Raw genomic sequence first — 17,673 nt, 5'->3', positions numbered from 1 at the left:
TATGCTGAGTTCTGCATGCATTCTGGCTTCTCCTGTGGTAAAAGTCCGGGAGCCGGTCGGCATAGTATTTGTCGATTGGAGCCGACCGGCGCTGGGTTGGCGTATGCAACGGGCGTGTCGAAAGAGGCCCGTTCGACTTCGTGTCGAAGGGCCGTTGGCTCCTTATCTGGGGCCTTATGCCGAATACCTCGCAGACTGCGGATATTCGCAGGTTTCCTATTGGAAGAAGACCTTCCTCGTCAGCGAGTTCAGTCGATGGCTGGGCAGCGAACGAATTGCAGCCAGCGAGATCACGGCCGAGCACGAAGCTGCGTTCCTGCGTGACCGCGCCCGATGCCGTATCCTGAAGGGCGGCGATGCAATCTCCCTGAGCGGCATGACAGGCTGGCTCCGGGACAGGGGCGTCGTTGACGACGAGGCAGCCCTTCCAACCGGGCCGTCCGGCGCCGAGGAGATATTGCAGGAATACGCGGGCTGGCTGCGGGAGGAACGTGGCCTGGCGCCGTCCACGATCGAGAACTACGGCGGCTATATACGGCGCTTCCTGACGAGCCTCTGCGGTGCCGACGAGCCGGACCTTGCCGGCATCAGCGCCAGCCAGGTCACGGACTATATCCGCCGCAACGCGCCGCATGACCAGACCTTCGCGCAAGCCAAGAACATCGTTACGTCGCTGCGCTCCTTCTTCCGCTTTGCGCGCTTCCGCGACTACATCCAGACGGACCTTGCGGCGGTCGTGCCCAGTGTCGCCGGATGGTCGATGGCGTCGATCCCACGAGCGATGCCCACCGATGACGTTCGCCGGCTTCTGGCCGAGAGCCGGACATGGCGCACACCGGCCGGGCGGCGCGATCGTGCCATCCTGCTGCTGCTCGCACGGCTGGGGCTTCGGGCGCGGGAGATCGTCCGTCTGGAACTGGACGACATCGACTGGTCGCGGGGCTGGCTGACCGTGCATGGCAAAGGCCGCCAGGAACGGCCGCTGCCCCTGCCACACGACGCCGGCGAGGCCCTTGCGTCCTATCTGAAGGACGGCCGGCCGGAATCGGCGTGCCGCAGGGTGTTCCTGCGCTCGCGCGCTCCCTTCGACGGGCTGGGGTCCCACAGCGACATCTGCCAGATCGTGCATCGCGCGATCGCCCGCGCCGGGATCAAGGTGAAGGTCACGGGCGCGCATCAACTTCGCCATGCGCTTGCCATGGATATGCTGCGGCAGGGACTGTCGCTGACGGAGATCGGCCAGATGCTGCGGCATCGCAGCCCCGAGGCCACGCGGCGATACGCGAAGGTCGATCTGGACGGCCTGCGTGCGGTCGCCCTGCCGTGGCCGGGAGATCTGCCATGACCAGCTTGCGCGAAGGCGTCGTGGAATATCTGGAGCTTCGCCGTTCGCTCGGCTTCCGACTGAAGAAGGACGAGCTTTACCTCGGCAACTTCGCCGACTTCATGGAGCGGCGTCATGCCACTCACATCACCGCGAAGCTGGCGGTGCAATGGGCGCGGCAGCCGGTCTCTACCGATCCGAACTATCTCGCCGGACGGCTGCGTGCGGTTCGCAGCTTCGCCCGCTATCGCATCCTGGGCGACCCGAGGACCGAGATCCCCGCCACGGACTTGCTCGCGCGGCGCAGGATCACCTTCCAGCCCCATATCTTCAGCGCCGAAGAGATGAAGCGCATCCTGGCGGGGAGCTTGCGGCAATGGGGTGGAGCAACCCGATTCTACTGCCTGGGACGCTATACAATCTACGGCCTCATCAGCGTGACCGGGATGCGGGTCGGCGAAGTCCTCAGACTCGATCTGGACGATGTCGATCTCGAGCAGGGCGTCATCACCATCCGCAACAGCAAGTTCGGCAAATCCCGCCTTGTGCCCGTTCATGAGACGACGCGCGTCGCCCTGCAACGCTATCGGGAAGAGCGTGACGCCTTCCTGGCCGGCAAGGCCGTCAAAGCCTTCTTCATATCCACACACGGCCGCCGCGTCGGTCACACGGCGCTGGATCGCGCGTTCCGGCGACTGACCAGGCGGCTTGGCCTGCGTGATGTCGCGGCCTCCAGCGGGCCGCGCCTGCACGACCTGCGACATACGATGGCGGTCGAGGTCTTGCGTCGGTGCTACAGCACCGGCACGGACCCTGAGCGCCGCTTGCCGGCGCTGTCCACCTATCTCGGGCACACCCAACTCACCCACACCTACTGGTATCTGCACCAGAATCCGGAGCTGATGGCGGAGGCGGTGGCGCGGCTTCAGCATCGCTGGGAGGCTCTGTCATGACGGCCTCGATCCCAACCTTCCCGACACTCCTTCAGCGGTTCTTCACCCAGCGCCTGATGCAGGAGAAGCGGGTCAGCGCGAACACGATCAGCTCGTATCGCGATACGTTCAGGCTGCTGCTCCGCTTCGCGCAAAAGCGCCTTCGCATCACCCCGGACAAGCTGGCGTTCGAGAAGCTCGACGCTCCGCTCATCGCAGCCTTCCTGAGTGACCTGGAGAAGCAGCGCGGCGTGACCGTCCGCACCCGCAACTTGCGGCTTACTGCGATCCGGTCGTTCTTCCGCTTCGCCGCCTACGAGATGCCGACGAACAGCGCCCAGATACAGCGCGTCCTCGCCGTGCCGGCCAAGCGGTTCGAGCGCAAGCTGATCGACTTCCTGACGCGCCCCGAGGTCGATGCGCTGCTCGCTGCGCCGGACATGGCCGCATGGACCGGCCGCCGGGATCACGCGCTGCTGCTGACGACCCTGCAAACCGGCCTGCGCCTGTCGGAAGCGACGAGCCTCCGGCGTCAGGACGCGACGTTCGGCACGGGCGCTCACGTCGAAATCCTCGGCAAGGGCCGCAAGCAGCGCACCGTCCCGCTGTGCAAGCCGGTCGCCGATGTCCTCAAAGCCTGGCTCGACGAACTGAATCCGGCCCCGGACCAGGTGATCTTCCCGAGCGCGCGGGGCGGCCATCTCAGCCCGGACGCCGTGGCCGGCCTCCTGAAAAAGCACGTCGCAGCCGCTGGCAATGTCTGCCCTTCGCTCAAGCGGAAGCACGTCACCTTCCACTGTCTGCGGCATACGACGGCGATGGACCTTCTCCACGCCGGGGTGGAGCAGACCGTCATCGCGCTGTGGCTGGGGCACGAGTCCATCGAGACCACCCAGATCTATCTCGACGCCGATCTGGCGCTGAAAGAAAAGATCCTCGCCAAGACGATCCCGTTCGACAGCAAGCCGGGCAAGTTCAAGCCCGACGACAAGCTGCTCGCCTTCCTCAACCGACTATAGGAGAGACTATGCCGATAATGACTGCATATAAAACCGATGATCGTCATGGTCTTGTGGCCCTTCGATCTTCCTCAATCGGAATAGCCGCAGACGCGGCATATGACTTGGTATTCCGTTAACGGAATACGATGTCGTGGGTGACCATGACCCGCACCGGGAAGCCGGGTCGGATGGTGATGGTCGGCTGGATGTTCAGGGACCGGCTGACGACCTGCTGGCCGGTCTGGTTGATGCTTTGGGAGAAGCCCTCCTGGAGTGCTACGGCGAGCGAGCCGTTGTTGTTGCCGCTCATGCCGGCCTCCGTTCCGACGCTGAGCAGGGTCGAGAGGATCGCCGCCTTGAACAGCATGCCCCAGTGATTGTCGACCTCGTCCTCGAGGCCGGCATAGCCTTCGGTGTCGGCGCCTGGCTGCCGTTCCAGGATGATCGACCGCCCGTTCGGCATGATGAGCCGGTTCCAGACGAGCAGGGCGCGTGACTGACCGAAGGCGACCTGGGCGTCGTACTGGCCGACCAGGCGCGAGCCTTGCGGGATGAGCAGGATGTGGCCCGTGGGGCTGTCGTAGACGTCCTCTGTCACCTGCGCGGTCACCTGGCCGGGAAGGTCGGAGCGCAGTCCGGTGATCAGTGAGGCGGCGATGATCGATCCGGCTTGCAAGATGTTCGGGCTTGCAGGCGCCTGGACGCGATCCGGGCTGGTCGTGCGCCGATCGACGGCGCCGTTGAGGAAGGCGAGCTTGTGGTCCTGGCTTCCACCGCCAGCCGCGGCGTCGACCGCTATCGGTGTCGGCGTTGAACCGGCCGCCGGTCCTGTCGCCACTGGCGCACCAGCCACGCCCCCGCTGCTGGCCGCGAACAGATGGCTGACGCGGGCGGCTTCCTGTTCCTGAAGACGTCGCTGCTGTTCGGGGTCTGCGGGCGGTGCTTGCGACGGCATGGCGGGCGCTGGTGCGCCCGCGTTCAGGATCGGCCGGCCGAGATCCCCAGGCAGCGGCGGCCCGAGCTGCGGGACCGGTTTGGGTAAACCGGTGTAGTCGTGCGGCAGCGCGGCAAGACCATCCGGCGTCGTGCGATTGTTCGTGTTGTAAAGCTCGGACCCGGTCGGCGCGTGTTGCGGCCTTAGCGCAAGGAACAAGGCGCCGCCGATGCCGAGCGCGGCCACGCCGCCAAGGCCGAGCAATACCTTTCGCGAGAGGCGGGTGACCGGCGCGCGGCTTGATCGCAACCGCATCTCCTGCGGCGGGCGCAGCGGGCCACTGCTGCTTTCCGGGGAGCCGTCCGTCACGACTGCGGCCTCCCGTCGGTGCGAACGATCCGCACGATCTCCTGATGCTTGGCGCCGAGCTTGAGTTCGGCGGCGGCGAAGAGCCGGTCGACGATCATGTAGTTGCCACGCACTCGATAGTTCACGAGCTGACCGTCGCCTTCGGCGCCGATCACCCAGAGCGGCGGCATTTCGCCCTGGGCGATGCCGCTGGGGAACTCGATGAAGACCTGCCGGCCGTCATCGAAGGCGCGCTTGGGCCGCCAGGCGGGGCTGTCGCCTTCGACGCGGTAGCGGAAGTTGAGCGCGCTGATGTCGACGCCGGTGGCGACGGGCGCGGCCGCATCGGCCGCGGCGTTCTGTTGGCGCAGCGCGATGAGCTGATCCTGCGGATAGATCCAGGAGACCGCGGCCATATAGGTCTTTTCATCCGACCGCAGTTCGAGGTGATAGGTCCGTCGATCGGTGTCGATGACGAGATTGGTGGTCAGATCCGGCCGCGTGGGCTTGACCAGGATATGGATACGCTTGGCCGCGCCCGCGCCGCTCTCGGTGTCGCCGATGATCCAGCGCACGGTGTCGCCGGCCGCCACCGGGCCGGAACCGACGAGCTGCTCGCCCGGCTCCAGCGCGACATCGGTGATCTGCCCTGGCGCGGCATACACCTGATAGAGCGCGCCGTCCGACCAGGGATAGACCTGGATCGCATTGATGTAGCCGGCGCGTGTCGGCTGGACGCGTGCGGCGCCGTTGGCCTGATCGACGCGGGCATGCGGATCGGCGGGTTCCGGCGGCGCGTTCTTGCCGCCCGGCAACGGCTTCAATTGACCGGGAAGCGGTAGCGGCTTGGGAAGCTCGACGATCTGCACCGGCTTGGGCGGGTCGGGCGCCAGCACGGCCTGATGCGGCGTCTCGTCATAAGAGATGACCGGCGGCTTGTAGGCGGTCGAGCACGCGCCGAGGGACGCCGAGGCGAGCAAGAGCGTTGCGAGCGGCAGAGTGCGCATCACCCGAGTTCCTTTGACCAGTTGAGGGCGTGGACGTAGACGCCGAGGGGATTCTTCTTCAGGCGGTCAGCGTCGGTCGGTGTTTGCACGACGATGGTGAGGATCGCGCTCCAGCGCTCGGTCGTGGCCAGGGCATCATCGACATAGCGGCGCTCGATCCATTCGACGCGGAAGCTGTCGTCGGATGCTCGGATGACGCTCGCGATCTCGACCGCGATCTGCGTCTTGCCGACCTTCGAGAAGGGATCGTTGGTCCGCGCATAGTCGTTCAGCGCGAGCGCGCCCTTGTCGGTGACGTAGTTGTAGGCGTCGAGCCAGTTCTGCCTCAGCACAACCGGATCGGCCGGGATGCTGCGGACTTCGGTGATGAAGCGGGCGAGATGCCAGGCGATTTGGGGATCGGTCGGTTTGTAGTCGGCAGCCGCTGGCGCCACAGCCTGCGCCTGTCCGAGCTTATCGATCTGCACGACCCAGGGCGTGACAGTTCCCCGGGCGGATTGCCAGACGAGTCCGCCAGCGAGGCCGCCACTGAGCGCGAGCGCGCCGAAGAAGGCGAGCCGCCAATTCTTCGCCTGGACACGGGCCGACCCGATCCGCTCGTCCCAGACCTGCCCGGCGCGCTGATATGGCGTCTCGGGTTCCGGGGTCTTGCCGTAACGGACATTCGGTCGGCGAAACATGGGTCACTCCCCCTCCGAAAGATCGACGCCACCGCCGCTCGACGGGTGATCGCCCGACTGGATCGCGTGTTGGGCGGTGCTGACGCCTTGGTTGATGCTCTGATTGCGCTGCATCCGACGCGCCCAGGCGGGTGGTCCCGAAGCGTCTGCCGACGCGGCAGCCGTGGCTGGCGGGGCGGACCCGCCAGAAGCGGCGGCGCCGCCTGCGCTGAAGCTCGACCGGAGGCCGGCTGCGGCCCGCCGCAGGGGACTGGTGGCGGCCGAGCCGGCAGCCTCCGCCACGCTTGACATGCCGCCGGCGCGAAAGGCCGTTGTTGTGGCGCCCGCGAGCCACGCGCCGCCGCGCGCCGCGCCAGCGATCGCCCCGCCCGCCGCGCCGACAGCGCCAACACCCGCTGCGGCGAGACCGACTCCGGCGGCGCCGATCCCGGCCGCCGCGACGCCCGTGCCGACGGCGGCGCCAGCGCCAAGTTGCGGACCGCCTGCGATCAGGCCGTTGGCGATTCCGGGACCGAAGATCGTGAGACCGAGGAGCGTGAGCGCCGCCAGGATCAGGGTGAGGGCGTCGGAGATCGTTGGCGGATTGTTCAGCGCGGTGGTGAACTGGCCGAAGATCGTCGAGCCAATGCCGACGATGACGGCCAGCACCAGGATCTTCACGCCGCTCGAGACGACATTGCCGAGCACCTTCTCGGCGAGGAAGGCGGTCCGCCCGAAGAGCCCGAACGGCACGAGCACGAACCCGGCCAGCGTCGTCAGCTTGAACTCGATCAGGCTGACGAAGACCTGAATCGCCATGACGAAAAAGCTGATGATGACGATCAGCCAGGCGATCAGCAGGATCGCGATCTGGATGAAATTGTCGAAGAAGCTGGTGAAGCCCATCAACCCCGAGATCGAGGTCAGGATCGGCTTGCCGGCGTCGATGCCGACCTGCGCGAGCCTCCCCGGTTGCAGAAGCTGCGCGGCGGTGATCGTTCCGCTGCCGGCCTTCAGGCCGAGCCCGGAGAACGAGTTGTAGATGATCTGGGCGAGATTGTTGAAGTTGCCGATGATGAAGGCGAAGACGCCGATGTAGAGCGTCTTGCGGATCAAGCGCGCCAGAACGTCTTCATCGGGCGCCATCGCCCAGAACAGGCCGGCAAGCGTGACGTCGATCGCGATCAGCGTGCTGGCGAGCCAACGCACATCGCCCTGCACCAGGCCGAAGCCGGAGTCGATGTACTGCGTGAAAGTCGCGAGGAACCCGTCGATGACGCCCGTGCCGCCCATGCGATTTACGGCTCCTCCGCATCGGTTTTCGGCGTCGGATGCGCCGCGGGCGGGGTGGCGCTGTCGGCCGGCCGGTAGGTGAAGAAGCGGCGGCGATTTTCGGCCCATGCGGCCGCGCAGGCTCCGTCGCTTTGCGCCGCCATGCCGAGCGACTGGCAGCGCGCGAGTTCGGCCGTGAGCGGATCGGTCGACTCTGCTGGCCGTGGCGCGGGCGCATGAGGCTTGGCGCCGTCGCGATCGAAGCGAACCGCAAGGGCTACGATCGCCAAGGCAACGAGCAGGAACCCGGACGCGCGAGCGACGGCGCGGGTGTTGAACAGCCGCCCTCGCATTAGTGGAACATCTGCGCGGAGCCGGCCTGATAGCCGGCGCCGTAATTCAGGAAGTTCTGGAGCTGTTGCTGCGCCTGGGCCTGGCTCTCGATCCGCCGCGCGCCGTCGAGGCTCTGCGCCCGCGCGATCGACGCCATGACAGCGGTGAGATCGGCGAGCTGCTTGGTCTGGATCGCGATGAGCTGATTGCCAGATTGCGCGGCCTGCAACGCGCCGGTCGCCGACTGGCTGGTGGAGACCAGCGCATCGATCTGCGTGCGGGTGGTGTCGAGGTTCTGCACGACGCCGGCCTGAACGCGCATTGCGTCCTGAAATCCGGCGCGCGCGTTCTGCCAGCGCGTCTGCGCGTCGGCGATCAGCTGCTGCGACGACGTCGCGCTCGAGTAGGCCTGCGGATAGGTTTGGGTGAACGCCTGATCGATGGTGCTGACGCTGTAGGCGATGCGCTGCGCCTGAGAGAGAAGCTGTTGCGTCTGCGAGATCGACTGTTCGAGCGTGGCGAGCGAGGAGTACGGCAGGCTCGCGAGATTGCGCGCCTGATTGATCAGCATGGTGGCCTGATTCTCCAGGCCCTGGATCTCGTTGTTGACCTGCTGCAGTTCGCGCGCCGCGGTCAGCACGTTCTGGACGTAATTGGTCGGATCGAAGACGATCCACTGCGCCTTTGCAGGCGGGCTGATCGAGGCGAGAGCGAACGCGGCGACGCTTGCCGCGAGTGCAACGCGGACCCTATGACGGATCATGGGATGGTCTCCTGATTTTGGGTGAGCATGTCCGCCGCCCAATCGACGCCCTTCGCGCGCAGCCAGGCGGCGCCAAAACCGCCGCGGCCGTGTTCGGCGAGGAGGCGCGAGATCGTGGCCTGATCGGTCTTGGACGACGCGGCGGTGAAGGCGAGCGCGACTTCTGAGAGCCCGAGCTCGAACAGGCGATTCCCGCGTCGCGACTGGCAGTAGTAGTCGCGCTTCGGCGTCGCCCGACTCAGGATTTCGATCTGCCTGTCGTTCAGGCCGAAGCGCCGATAGACGGCAGCGATCTGAGGTTCGAGCGCGCGCTCGTTGGGCAGGAATAGCCGCGTCGGGCAGCTCTCGATGATCGCCGGCGCGATCGACGATCCGTCGATATCGGCGAGCGACTGGGTGGCGAAGATGACGCTCGCGTTCTTCTTCCGCAGCGTCTTCAGCCATTCGCGCAACTGCCCGGCGAAGCCGGGATCGTCGAGGGCGAGCCAGCCCTCGTCGATGATGAGCAAGGTCGGGCGGCCGTCGAGCCGATCCTCGATGCGGTGAAAGAGGTAGGCGAGAACCGCAGGCGCCGCGCCAGCGCCGATCAGGCCCTCGGTTTCGAAGGCCTGAACGTCTGCCGCCCCGAGGCGCTCGGTCTCGGCGTCGAGGAGACCGCCCCAGGATCCAGCAACCGTATAGGGCAGCAGGGCCTGCTTGAGCGCATTCGACTGAAGCAGAACGGAAAGGCCGGTGATCGTCCGCTCCGCGATCGGCGCGGACGCGAGCGAGGTGAGCGCGGACCATAGGTGTTCCTTCAGCTCGGGCGTGATGGTGACGGCCTCGCGACCGAGCAGGGCTGCGACCCACTCAGCGGCCCAGGCGCGCTCGCCGGCGTCATCGACGCGCGCGAGCGGCTGGAGGGCGACGGCTTCGACGGCCTCATCTGCGAGCGCCCCGCCGAGATCGTGCCAATCGCCGCCCATCGCCAACGCCGCGGCGCGGATCGATCCGCCGAAATCGAAAGCGAAGACCTGGGCGCGCGCGTATCGGCGGAATTGCAGCGCCATCAACGCCAGCAGCACCGATTTACCGGCGCCGGTCGGTCCCACGATCAGAGTGTGACCGACATCGCCGACATGCAGCGAGAAGCGGAACGGGTTCGCGCCTTCCGTCCGCGCGAAGAAGAGCGGCGGCGCCCGGAAATGCTCATCCCGTTCCGGCCCCGCCCACACCGCCGAGAACGGCATCATGTGGGCGAGATTCATCGTCGAGATCGGCGGCTGACGCACGTTGGCGTAGACGTGACCGGGCAGCGATCCGAGCCACGCCTCGATGGCGTTCACCGTCTCGCGCATGCAGGTGAAGTCGCGGCCCTGGATCGCCTTCTCCACCAGGCGCAGCCGTTCATCGGCCGTGCGGGCGTCTTCGTCCCAAACGGTCACGGTCGCCGTGACATAGGCTTCGCCGACCAGATCGGAGCCCAGCTCCTGCAGGGCGGCGTCGGCGTCGAGCGCCTTGTTCGCCGCATCGGAGTCCATCAGCACCGACGCCTCGTTGGTCATGACCTCCTTGAGGATCGCCATGATCGACTTGCGCTTGGCGAACCATTGCCGCCGGATCTTGCCGAGGAGCTTGGTCGCGTCGGTCTTGTCGAGGCAGATGGCGCGTGTCGCCCAGCGATAGGGGAATGCCAGGCGGTTGAGGTCGTCGAGCAACCCCGGCCAGGTCTGCGACGGGAACCCCATGACCGTCAGCGTGCGCAGATGCGCGCCGCCGAGCCGTGGTTCGAGGCCGCCGGTGAGGTCCTCGTCCACGAGGATGACGTCCAGATACATCGGCGTCTCGGGCACGCGGACGCGCTGACGACGGGTCGAGATGCAGGCGTGGAGGTAGGTCAGGGTTTCGCCGTCATCGAGCCACTCGGCCTCGGGCATGAAGCCCTCGATGAGCGCGAGCACGCGATCTGTACGATCGACGAAGCCATCGAGCGCCGCCCGCCAATCGGCACCGGCCTGAGCGCGGTTCTCGTAGAGGAACGCTTCGGCGCGCGCGGAATCGTCGGCTGGCGGCAGCCAGAGCAGCGTCAGAAAGTACCGGCTCTCGAAATGCGCGCCTTCCTCCTCGAATTGCGCCCGCCGTTCGGCGTCGACCAATTCCGACACCGGGTCTGGAAAGCGGCTGTTCGGGTAACCGCGCGCGAAGTCGCGCTGCGCCTCGATGAAGATCGCCCAGCCGGAGCCAAGGCGGCGCAACGCGTTGTTGAGCCGCGAGGTGATGGAGACCAGTTCCGCCGGGGTCGAGGAATCGAGGTCTGGTCCGCGGAACTTCGCGGTGCGCTGGAACGAGCCGTCCTTGTTGAGGACGACCCCCTCGCGCACAAGCGCCGCCCAGGGCAGGAAGTCGGTGAGGCTCTGCGCGCGGCGACGATATTCGGCGAGGTTCATCATCGCCGCGCCCTCACGCGACCAGGTGCTGGGGGTAGCGCAGATGCCGGCGTACAACGTCAACGAAGGCGGCGTCGCGCTTCGCGGCCCAGACGGCGGCGAGATGCCCGAACAGCCAGAGCGCGGCGCCGACCAGCCAGAGTCGCAGGCCAAGGCCGATCGCCGCGGCGAGCGTTCCGTTGACGATCGCAACGGCGCGCGGCGCGCCGCCGAGGAGAATCGGCTCGGTCAGGGCGCGATGGACCGGCGCGTAGAACCCGGCGATGGCGTCGGACTGTTCCATCAGACCAGCACCCCGCCGCCGAACTGGAAGAAAGACAGGAAGAAGCTCGAAGCGGCGAAGGCGATCGACAGACCGAAGACGATCTGGATCAGGCGACGGAACCCGCCGGAGGTTTCGCCGAACGCCAGGGTCAGGCCGGTGATGACGATGATGATGACCGAAATGACCTTGGCGACCGGCCCCTGGACCGAGTCCAGGATCTGGGTGAGCGGCTGCTCCCACGGCATGTTCGTACCGGCGGCGTAGGCCGGGGCCGTGGCGAGCGTGACGAACAAGGTGGCCGAGGCGGTGACGAGAGCGCGGCGAGCACGGGTGAGCAGCATTACGGTTCTCCTGCGGGGATGAGGACGTAGTCGCCGTTGGGTCCGAGCCCTCGGACGGCGGCGAGTTCAGCGAGGCGGCGGGCGGCGCCGCGGCCTGAAAGCACGGCGATCAGGTCGATGGTCTCAGCGATCAGGGCGCGCGGAACGGTGACGACGGCTTCCTGGATGAGTTGCTCGAGCCGCCGGAGCGCGCCCATGGCGGAGCCGGCGTGGAGGGTGCCAACGCCCCCGGGATGGCCGGTGCCCCAGGCCTTGAGGAGATCGAGCGCCTCGGCGCCGCGCACCTCGCCAATCGGAATTCGGTCGGGACGAAGCCGGAGCGAGGAGCGCACGAGATCGGACAGCGAAGCCGCCCCGTCCTTGGTGCGAAGGGCCACGAGATTGGGCGCGGCGCATTGGAGCTCGCGCGTGTCTTCGATGAGCACCACGCGGTCGCCGGTCTTGGCGACCTCCGCCAGGAGCGCGTTGACGAGGGTCGTCTTTCCGGTCGAGGTGCCGCCGGCGACGAGGATGTTCTTCCGGGCCAGAACCCCAGCCCGCAGCAAATCCGCCTGGCCGACGGACATGATCCCGGCGTCGACGTAATCGCCGAGCGTGAACACCGCGACGGCCGGGCGCCGGATCGCGAAGCAGGGCGCGGCGACGACTGGCGGGATCAGGCCCTCGAACCGTTCCCCTGTTTCCGGGAGTTCGGCAGAGACGCGCGGCGAGCCTGGATGGACCTCGACGCCGACATGGTGCGCGACGAGCCGCAGGATGCGCTCGGCGTCCGCTGGCGCGACGTGGACGCCGGTGTCTTCCAGCCCGCCGGAGAGGCGGTCGATCCACAGCCTACCATCGGGATTGAGCATCACCTCGACAATTCTCGGATCTTCGAGGTAGCCCGAGATTGCTGGCCCCAGTGCGGTGCGCAGCATGCGCGCACCACGGGCAAAGGCTTCCGAACGAAGGGAGATCGTCGTCACACGGAACCCCGTCAGGTCGCCTCGAAGCCGAGGCGGTTGGATCAGCGGGGTTGATTAGAAAGAGCCGGAACTGGGGCGGCGCAACAATAGATGGATGGGCGTGGGGCGGCCGAGTAGAAATACAGGCTGCTAGTCTTACTGTGTCAAAAACTGAAAGATAGTCAATGTTATCAATGGGTTATGGGAGCTCTAGTTTGCGAGAAAACGTCGTAATTTCAATGTGTTAGGCGGAAACTGACACAGTCGAACTAGGACGGTGGGCGGTAACCGATACAGAATCCGAATGACGGCAATGGGTGGGAAGCCGTCATTGCTTAGCGCGTCGCTGGTGACCGCTTCGCGCTCACGGCGGACCTTCGGAAGGCCCGTTTTCCGGTTTGAGTGTGATTTAGCCCAATCATACGGACTGGAGTGTCGGCGCGCCTAGCCAAGATAACGCGCGAGGCGCGTGCCGACTTCATTGACGGGTAGCCGACAGCGCGGGTGGGCCGAGATGGTGGTCAGGCTGGCGTGCAGCCGGTCGGGCGCAACGTAGGAACCTTCTTCGAACTGGTCGCAGATCCACAGTACCCCGTGGAAGGTGAGGTGCTGCTCCTCGCACAGCCGGCGCAAGCCGCCGTCGCCGGTCAGGAGCGGCCACTCGCGCAACTCAGCTAAGGCATAGGCAAACGTGTCTGGCGCCGACAGCACCTTACGTTCGCGTCCGACGACGGTGGCGCGGGCGAGTTCGGTCGGAGTCAATTCCTCGACCCGCAGGCCGAGCGCGCACAGGTGATCGCCCAGCTCGCCTTGGAGTTCGCGGCGATAGAGCAAGTCTGGCACCGCGAACTCAAATGGTAGGCGAAACAGGTCCTCAAGTAGTGATCCTCGGTCCAGGTCGATGATGACTGAGGTGTCGGACACGAGGACGGCCACGTGACTTAGGCCGCTACCTGATCAAGCCGGGCGTCTAGCTCGCGTGCGGTTATTCCGAGCAACTCTGCAGCTCGAGACTCGCCGATCACCCCCTCCGCCAGCGCCCGATAGCAGAGTCGTTCGAACCGCCTCGGCTCCTCCAGCTCCGGCTTCATGGTCGCCGGCTCCGCGTAGGGCGCCCGTCGCCATCCTCGCTCCGTAAAGACGGCGAATAGCCGGCCGAACGCCGCTTGGTTGATGATGCCGAGGTCTTTGCACCGGAAGGCCAGGGCTTGAATGCTCACGCCGAAGCGCTCCTTAAGCGCTACGAGTTCGCCAAGGCTTAGCGACGAGCGGCTGGCCCCGACCTCCGCGCGCAAGACGTCGGCCGGCATCAGGAAGGCGCCGGCGAACCGGTGGGCAGCCTTTTCCTCGTCGAGCTTGCCCGTGACGTTCATGCACATATGGCCAAGCTCGTGAGCCAAATTGAAGCGCTTCCGCTCCGACCAGGTGCTGCGCTTGATGACGATGACCCGGGCCGCGTCACGGCCGCGGCGGCGCACCCGCGCTGCCAGGCCGTCGATGTCGTCGAGGTCAAGCGACATCACCTTCACCCCACGTTCCTCGAGTAGCTCCGCGAGGTTAGGGATGGGATCGTTGCCCAGGCCCCAGTCTTCACGCACGGAGCGCGCGGCGTCCTCGGCGTCCCGCAGGTCGGCGACAGGGTGGGGCGCGCTGCGCGGCTGCTCCCAATCCACGCTACGCAGCTGCAGCAGGTCCTCCAGCGCCAAATAGCGCTCAAGCATGTGGATCGTCTGAGCTTCCAGCGCGGCTTCTTCGCGGGCCGACGATCTGGCTTTCTTACGAAAGTCGACGCCTTCCAGGGCGATCTCGTCCTCTGACAGCAGATAGTCCTCTGTGACGCCAAGGGCCTCAGCCAGGGCGATCAGTACCCGCGAGCCCGGCATGTCCTCATCGCGTTCGTACTTGCCAATGGCCTGGGCCGTGACCAGGCCGGCCATGGCATCGGCCAGACCGCGCAGCGAAAGGCCCGCGGCGGCGCGCGCGATCTTCAGTCTGTGTCCGATCATGCCGCACCTCCTTGCCGCCCCAGTTTACAAACCCCAATATAGCGTAGTTTTCGTAAACTGAAACCCTTGAAGTGAACCTCTGGGACCATATATGGTTTTCGAAAGCCAGAAATTTCTCTGGTCTGTAAACTGCGCGGCCATGCAAGGACGGCCGCGGCGCTGGGCCGGGTTCCGGGGCGGCGCTCGCTAACGGAAAGGGACGCCTGATGGCGTTGAGCAATACCCAGCTTCGCTACTACGACAGCAACGTTTTGCGTCTGCCGGCGGACAAGCGCACCGAGTACCACGCCCAGGTCGATCGCCTGATCGACGAACTGCGCAAGCACGTGCGCAACCACAGCGAGATCAAGATCACCAAGGTGGTCAAGGCGGGCTCGTTCGCGAAGTTCACGATCCTTCGCCGGACCTCAACCGACCCAGTGGACGTGGATGTCGTCTTCTACATCTCCGGCCGCGACATTACCCACGACACCCTGAAGACGATCAACGACCTGATCTACAGCCTGCTGATCAAGATCTACCCGACCAAGTCGGTCGAGGATTTCGAGATCCAGCGCAAGGCCGCGACCGTCACCTTCGTGGGCTCCGGCCTGAGCGTCGACATCGTGCCGGTGATCGAGGACGAGAGCCAGCCGGGTTACGGCTGGCAGTTTGACCTTGAGGACGGGTCGGCCATGCAGACCTGCGCGCCCTGCCAAATCAAATTCGTGCGTGACCGAAAGAACGAGGACGCCGACTTCCGCACCCTGGTGAGGATGGCCAAGAAGTGGCGCAACCACGCGGGGCTCACCCATTTGAAGAGTTTCGTGATCGAGTTGATCATGGCTCACGTCTTAGCGCAGCAGGGGACGGCCGGGTCCATCGAGCAGCGGTTCCGCAACTTCCTGCTCTACGTCGCTCAGTCGGGGATGAAGGACCAGATCAGCTTCCCGGAGAACGTGGCGCCGTTCACCACCTTCACCGATCCTGTGGTGATCCTCGATCCGGTCTGCAGCCTCAACAACGTTGCCGGCCGCATCACTGAGACCGAACGTCAGGAGATCGTCACGGCTGCGGAACGGGCCTGGGAGACGGCCACCTACGCCTCGGCCGAGAACGACAACGAGATCTGGAAAGAGTTGTTCGGCCCTCGCTTCAAGACGGAGGCCTAAACGATGAGCCAGACCCGCACCGCTTCGGCCAGCGCGACCTACACGGTCGTCGACATTGAAAAGGTGGTCCGCCTGGTGAAAGCGGATCTGATGATGATCGGCGACAGCACTGGCGCCTGGACGCCGGAGGAGGCCGGGCAGTACGCCCATGACGTCGAGGTTCTGGCTAAGGCTGGTTACCTTGAACATGTGGACGTGACGCTGTTCAGCGATGGCGTCGAGATCAAGGCCACCCGATTCAACGTCGATACGGACGCTGGCAGCCTAACCAGCAGCCGACCTGGTGGGGTGATGTGGCCCAAAGTGGCCAAGCCCTATCTCCGGCTCATCTTGCGTTATACTGACGCCTACACTGCGGCAGCCCGCGCTGCGATCAAGGACAAGCTCAAGATCAATTGGACGTCGACTGATGCCGACACCAGCCACAGTACCCTGAAGGCGGCAGGCGGGCGGGACTACGCCAGCAACGCTTATGGCATGCAGCGGAAGGATTGGGCCGCGTGAGTGAGACGTCGATCTTCGATAGCCAGACTGTCCTGCCTGACGAGGCGATTTCGCGGCGGGAAAAGACCCTGCTTGGCTTCGGCGCGCGCTACGCCCGGGTCCACGACCAACTGCGGCTGTTGCTGAACATCGGCCAGTTGGCGAGTTGGAACCGCCAGCATCACGGCGGCAAGCTGGCCATCTGCGATCTCGTGACCGAACAGTATCCGTTGGTGATCTTTCACGGCGATGTCGGCACCGGCAAGACGGCCATGGCGGAGTGCATGGCCAACCGGTTGGTCGGCGAGGCCCGGGGTGCCGAAGACTCGCTGCTGTTCAAGCTCAGCAACCGGGTGCGCGGCAGTGGCATGGTGGGCGAGATGGGCACGCTGATCGCCGAAGCGTTCAAGAAGGTGACGGTTTCGGCGGGTAAGACGCGACGGGCCATCCTGATCATCGACGAGGGCGACAGCCTCGCCGCCACGCGCACCCAGCAGCATAGCCATCACGAGGACAAGGTGGCGGTGAACACCCTGATCCAATGCGTAGACGACCTGCGCCAATATGGCGGTCGTATTGTCGTTATCCTATGCACGAATCGCCTGTCGATGGTCGACCCGGCCCTGCAGCGCCGCGCCGCAATCATGGAGGAATTCCGCAGGCCGTCGGATGACGAGCGCCGCCAACTGCTGACCATGGACCTCGATGGGTTGGGACTCAGCGCCGCCCATGTCGGTCAGTTGGTCACCGCCACAGGCCCGCGGCCTGGCGTGCCAGGCTGGACTTACTCAGACATCCGTACGCGGCTATACCCGTCCGCCCTGTCCAAGGCCTATCCCGACGGCCCCTTGAAGTTCGAGCACCTCCTGAGCACGGCCCAGTCACTGAAGCCGTCGCCGGTTTTGGAGGATAGGTGATGGTCCGCTCGCCCCTATTCGGACGGCGTATTCACATAGCCGGCAGTGTCGTCGATGACGTGGCCGTCGCGACCGGTGAGAGCGTTGAGCAGGCGCGCGCTCTGGTGGCCGAGCTGGTGAGGGTGCTGGTCCGTCGTGGCGCTAACTTCGTGGTGCCGGTGGACGCGGAGCCGAGCCGCAAGGTCGACGGCCTCCCAATTTGTTTCGACTGGCTGATCTGGCGGACTCTCAAGGACAGCCTGGCCTTGAGACCGGCGAATGTGCCCGGGCCGCTGGCCGTCGCGGTGCAGCACCACAAGAGCGAAGATCAGATCCCAGCCGATTATGTCGACCTCTGGGACGAGCTACGGGGCAATCCCGACTTGGTGAAGATCGAAAACGCCGCGCACTGGAACATGGCCAGCAAGCGGATGGAGGCGCAGGCGCGCTTCGGCGACATCCTAGTACACCTCGCCGGAAGAACGAACCCCATTTCGACGGCCGCTCACGCAGCGAGCGGCTTGCCGGTCATGGTCCACTTGAACGGCTTGGCGAGGGTGCGGTTGAAGTAGGCGATGAAGGCCTCGA

At 65.6% G+C, this 17,673-nt stretch carries 19 protein-coding genes; 7 read left to right on the top strand and 12 right to left on the bottom strand.

All coding sequences use genetic code 11. The features are described 5' to 3' along the window. The first annotated feature begins 1 nt into the window (after window position 1). From CCS01_RS12975 to CCS01_RS12965, 3 genes are read left to right on the top strand one after another with little or no spacing between them, the layout of a single operon-like run. Complete coding sequence (locus CCS01_RS12975; protein WP_158258368.1) at window positions 2-1,345, top strand: tyrosine-type recombinase/integrase; 1,344 nt, start codon at window positions 2-4, stop codon at window positions 1,343-1,345. Then, window positions 1,342-2,277, top strand: a complete 936-nt coding sequence (locus tag CCS01_RS12970) for a tyrosine-type recombinase/integrase (protein WP_104519238.1) — start codon at window positions 1,342-1,344, stop codon at window positions 2,275-2,277. The genes CCS01_RS12975 and CCS01_RS12970 overlap by 4 nt, the downstream gene beginning before the upstream one ends. Beyond that, window positions 2,274-3,275, top strand: a complete 1,002-nt coding sequence (locus CCS01_RS12965) for a tyrosine-type recombinase/integrase (RefSeq protein WP_104519237.1) — start codon at window positions 2,274-2,276, stop codon at window positions 3,273-3,275. The genes CCS01_RS12970 and CCS01_RS12965 overlap by 4 nt, the downstream gene beginning before the upstream one ends. 115 nt (window positions 3,276-3,390) lie before the next feature. On the opposite strand, the gene CCS01_RS12960 is transcribed toward CCS01_RS12965, so the two are convergent. From CCS01_RS12960 to CCS01_RS12905, 12 genes are all read right to left on the bottom strand, one after another. Then, window positions 3,391-4,506, bottom strand: a complete 1,116-nt coding sequence (locus CCS01_RS12960; RefSeq protein ID WP_104519258.1) for a TrbI/VirB10 family protein — start codon at window positions 4,504-4,506, stop codon at window positions 3,391-3,393. Between the two features lie 50 nt (window positions 4,507-4,556). Further along, a complete protein-coding gene (gene trbG / locus CCS01_RS12955) occupies window positions 4,557-5,546 on the bottom strand; it encodes a P-type conjugative transfer protein TrbG (RefSeq protein WP_104519236.1) in 990 nt (329 codons plus the stop codon). Beyond that, entirely contained in the window at window positions 5,546-6,226 is a 681-nt protein-coding gene (gene trbF, locus CCS01_RS12950) for a conjugal transfer protein TrbF (protein WP_104519235.1), read from the bottom strand. The genes trbG and trbF overlap by 1 nt, the downstream gene beginning before the upstream one ends. Window positions 6,227-6,229: 3 nt before the next feature. Next, window positions 6,230-7,498: a P-type conjugative transfer protein TrbL gene (gene trbL, locus CCS01_RS12945; protein WP_104519234.1), complete on the bottom strand. Its 1,269-nt coding sequence runs from the start codon at window positions 7,496-7,498 to the stop codon at window positions 6,230-6,232. Between the two features lie 5 nt (window positions 7,499-7,503). Further along, window positions 7,504-7,830, bottom strand: a complete 327-nt coding sequence (gene trbK-alt, locus CCS01_RS12940) for a putative entry exclusion protein TrbK-alt (RefSeq protein WP_104519233.1) — start codon at window positions 7,828-7,830, stop codon at window positions 7,504-7,506. After that, entirely contained in the window at window positions 7,830-8,573 is a 744-nt protein-coding gene (gene trbJ, locus CCS01_RS12935) for a P-type conjugative transfer protein TrbJ (RefSeq protein WP_104519232.1), read from the bottom strand. Before trbJ ends, trbK-alt begins: the two co-directional genes overlap by 1 nt. After that, window positions 8,570-11,002 carry a conjugal transfer protein TrbE gene (gene trbE, locus CCS01_RS12930; protein ID WP_104519231.1) on the bottom strand — a complete coding sequence of 811 codons (2,433 nt, stop codon included), beginning with the start codon at window positions 11,000-11,002 and terminating at the stop codon, window positions 8,570-8,572. The genes trbJ and trbE overlap by 4 nt, the downstream gene beginning before the upstream one ends. 10 nt (window positions 11,003-11,012) lie before the next feature. Continuing rightward, entirely contained in the window at window positions 11,013-11,282 is a 270-nt protein-coding gene (locus CCS01_RS12925) for a VirB3 family type IV secretion system protein (RefSeq protein ID WP_104519230.1), read from the bottom strand. Then, window positions 11,282-11,605 (bottom strand): TrbC/VirB2 family protein, encoded by a 324-nt coding sequence (locus CCS01_RS12920; protein WP_104519229.1) that lies wholly within the window; start codon window positions 11,603-11,605, stop codon window positions 11,282-11,284. The genes CCS01_RS12925 and CCS01_RS12920 overlap by 1 nt, the downstream gene beginning before the upstream one ends. Beyond that, window positions 11,605-12,522 carry a P-type conjugative transfer ATPase TrbB gene (gene trbB / locus CCS01_RS12915; protein ID WP_104519228.1) on the bottom strand — a complete coding sequence of 306 codons (918 nt, stop codon included), beginning with the start codon at window positions 12,520-12,522 and terminating at the stop codon, window positions 11,605-11,607. Before trbB ends, CCS01_RS12920 begins: the two co-directional genes overlap by 1 nt. A 471-nt stretch (window positions 12,523-12,993) precedes the next feature. Beyond that, complete coding sequence (locus CCS01_RS12910) at window positions 12,994-13,485, bottom strand: PIN domain-containing protein (protein WP_104519227.1); 492 nt, start codon at window positions 13,483-13,485, stop codon at window positions 12,994-12,996. A 5-nt stretch (window positions 13,486-13,490) separates the two neighbouring features. Then, the gene (locus CCS01_RS12905) at window positions 13,491-14,555 is read right to left on the bottom strand and encodes a helix-turn-helix domain-containing protein (protein WP_104519226.1); all 1,065 of its coding nucleotides are present in this window, start codon (window positions 14,553-14,555) and stop codon (window positions 13,491-13,493) included. 206 nt (window positions 14,556-14,761) lie between these two features. Here CCS01_RS12905 and CCS01_RS12900 point away from each other — a divergent pair, with 206 nt between their 5' ends. Genes CCS01_RS12900 through CCS01_RS12885 form a run of 4 tightly spaced genes read left to right on the top strand, consistent with a single transcriptional unit; the run spans window position 14,762 to window position 17,657 of the window. Continuing rightward, a complete protein-coding gene (locus CCS01_RS12900) occupies window positions 14,762-15,706 on the top strand; it encodes a CBASS oligonucleotide cyclase (RefSeq protein WP_104519225.1) in 945 nt (314 codons plus the stop codon). A 3-nt stretch (window positions 15,707-15,709) separates the two neighbouring features. Continuing rightward, window positions 15,710-16,210 carry an HORMA-1 domain-containing protein gene (locus tag CCS01_RS12895; protein ID WP_104519224.1) on the top strand — a complete coding sequence of 167 codons (501 nt, stop codon included), beginning with the start codon at window positions 15,710-15,712 and terminating at the stop codon, window positions 16,208-16,210. Next, the gene (locus CCS01_RS12890; protein WP_104519257.1) at window positions 16,207-17,106 is read left to right on the top strand and encodes an AAA family ATPase; all 900 of its coding nucleotides are present in this window, start codon (window positions 16,207-16,209) and stop codon (window positions 17,104-17,106) included. Before CCS01_RS12895 ends, CCS01_RS12890 begins: the two co-directional genes overlap by 4 nt. Further along, the gene (locus CCS01_RS12885) at window positions 17,106-17,657 is read left to right on the top strand and encodes a hypothetical protein (RefSeq protein WP_204848244.1); all 552 of its coding nucleotides are present in this window, start codon (window positions 17,106-17,108) and stop codon (window positions 17,655-17,657) included. Before CCS01_RS12890 ends, CCS01_RS12885 begins: the two co-directional genes overlap by 1 nt. Window positions 17,658-17,673: the final 16 nt, after the last annotated feature.

Origin of the sequence: Rhodopila globiformis, from assembly GCF_002937115.1 — a bacterium.
In the GTDB taxonomy this organism is placed as follows: domain Bacteria; phylum Pseudomonadota; class Alphaproteobacteria; order Acetobacterales; family Acetobacteraceae; genus Rhodopila; species Rhodopila globiformis.
This window is presented reverse-complemented; position numbering and strand designations above follow the sequence as displayed.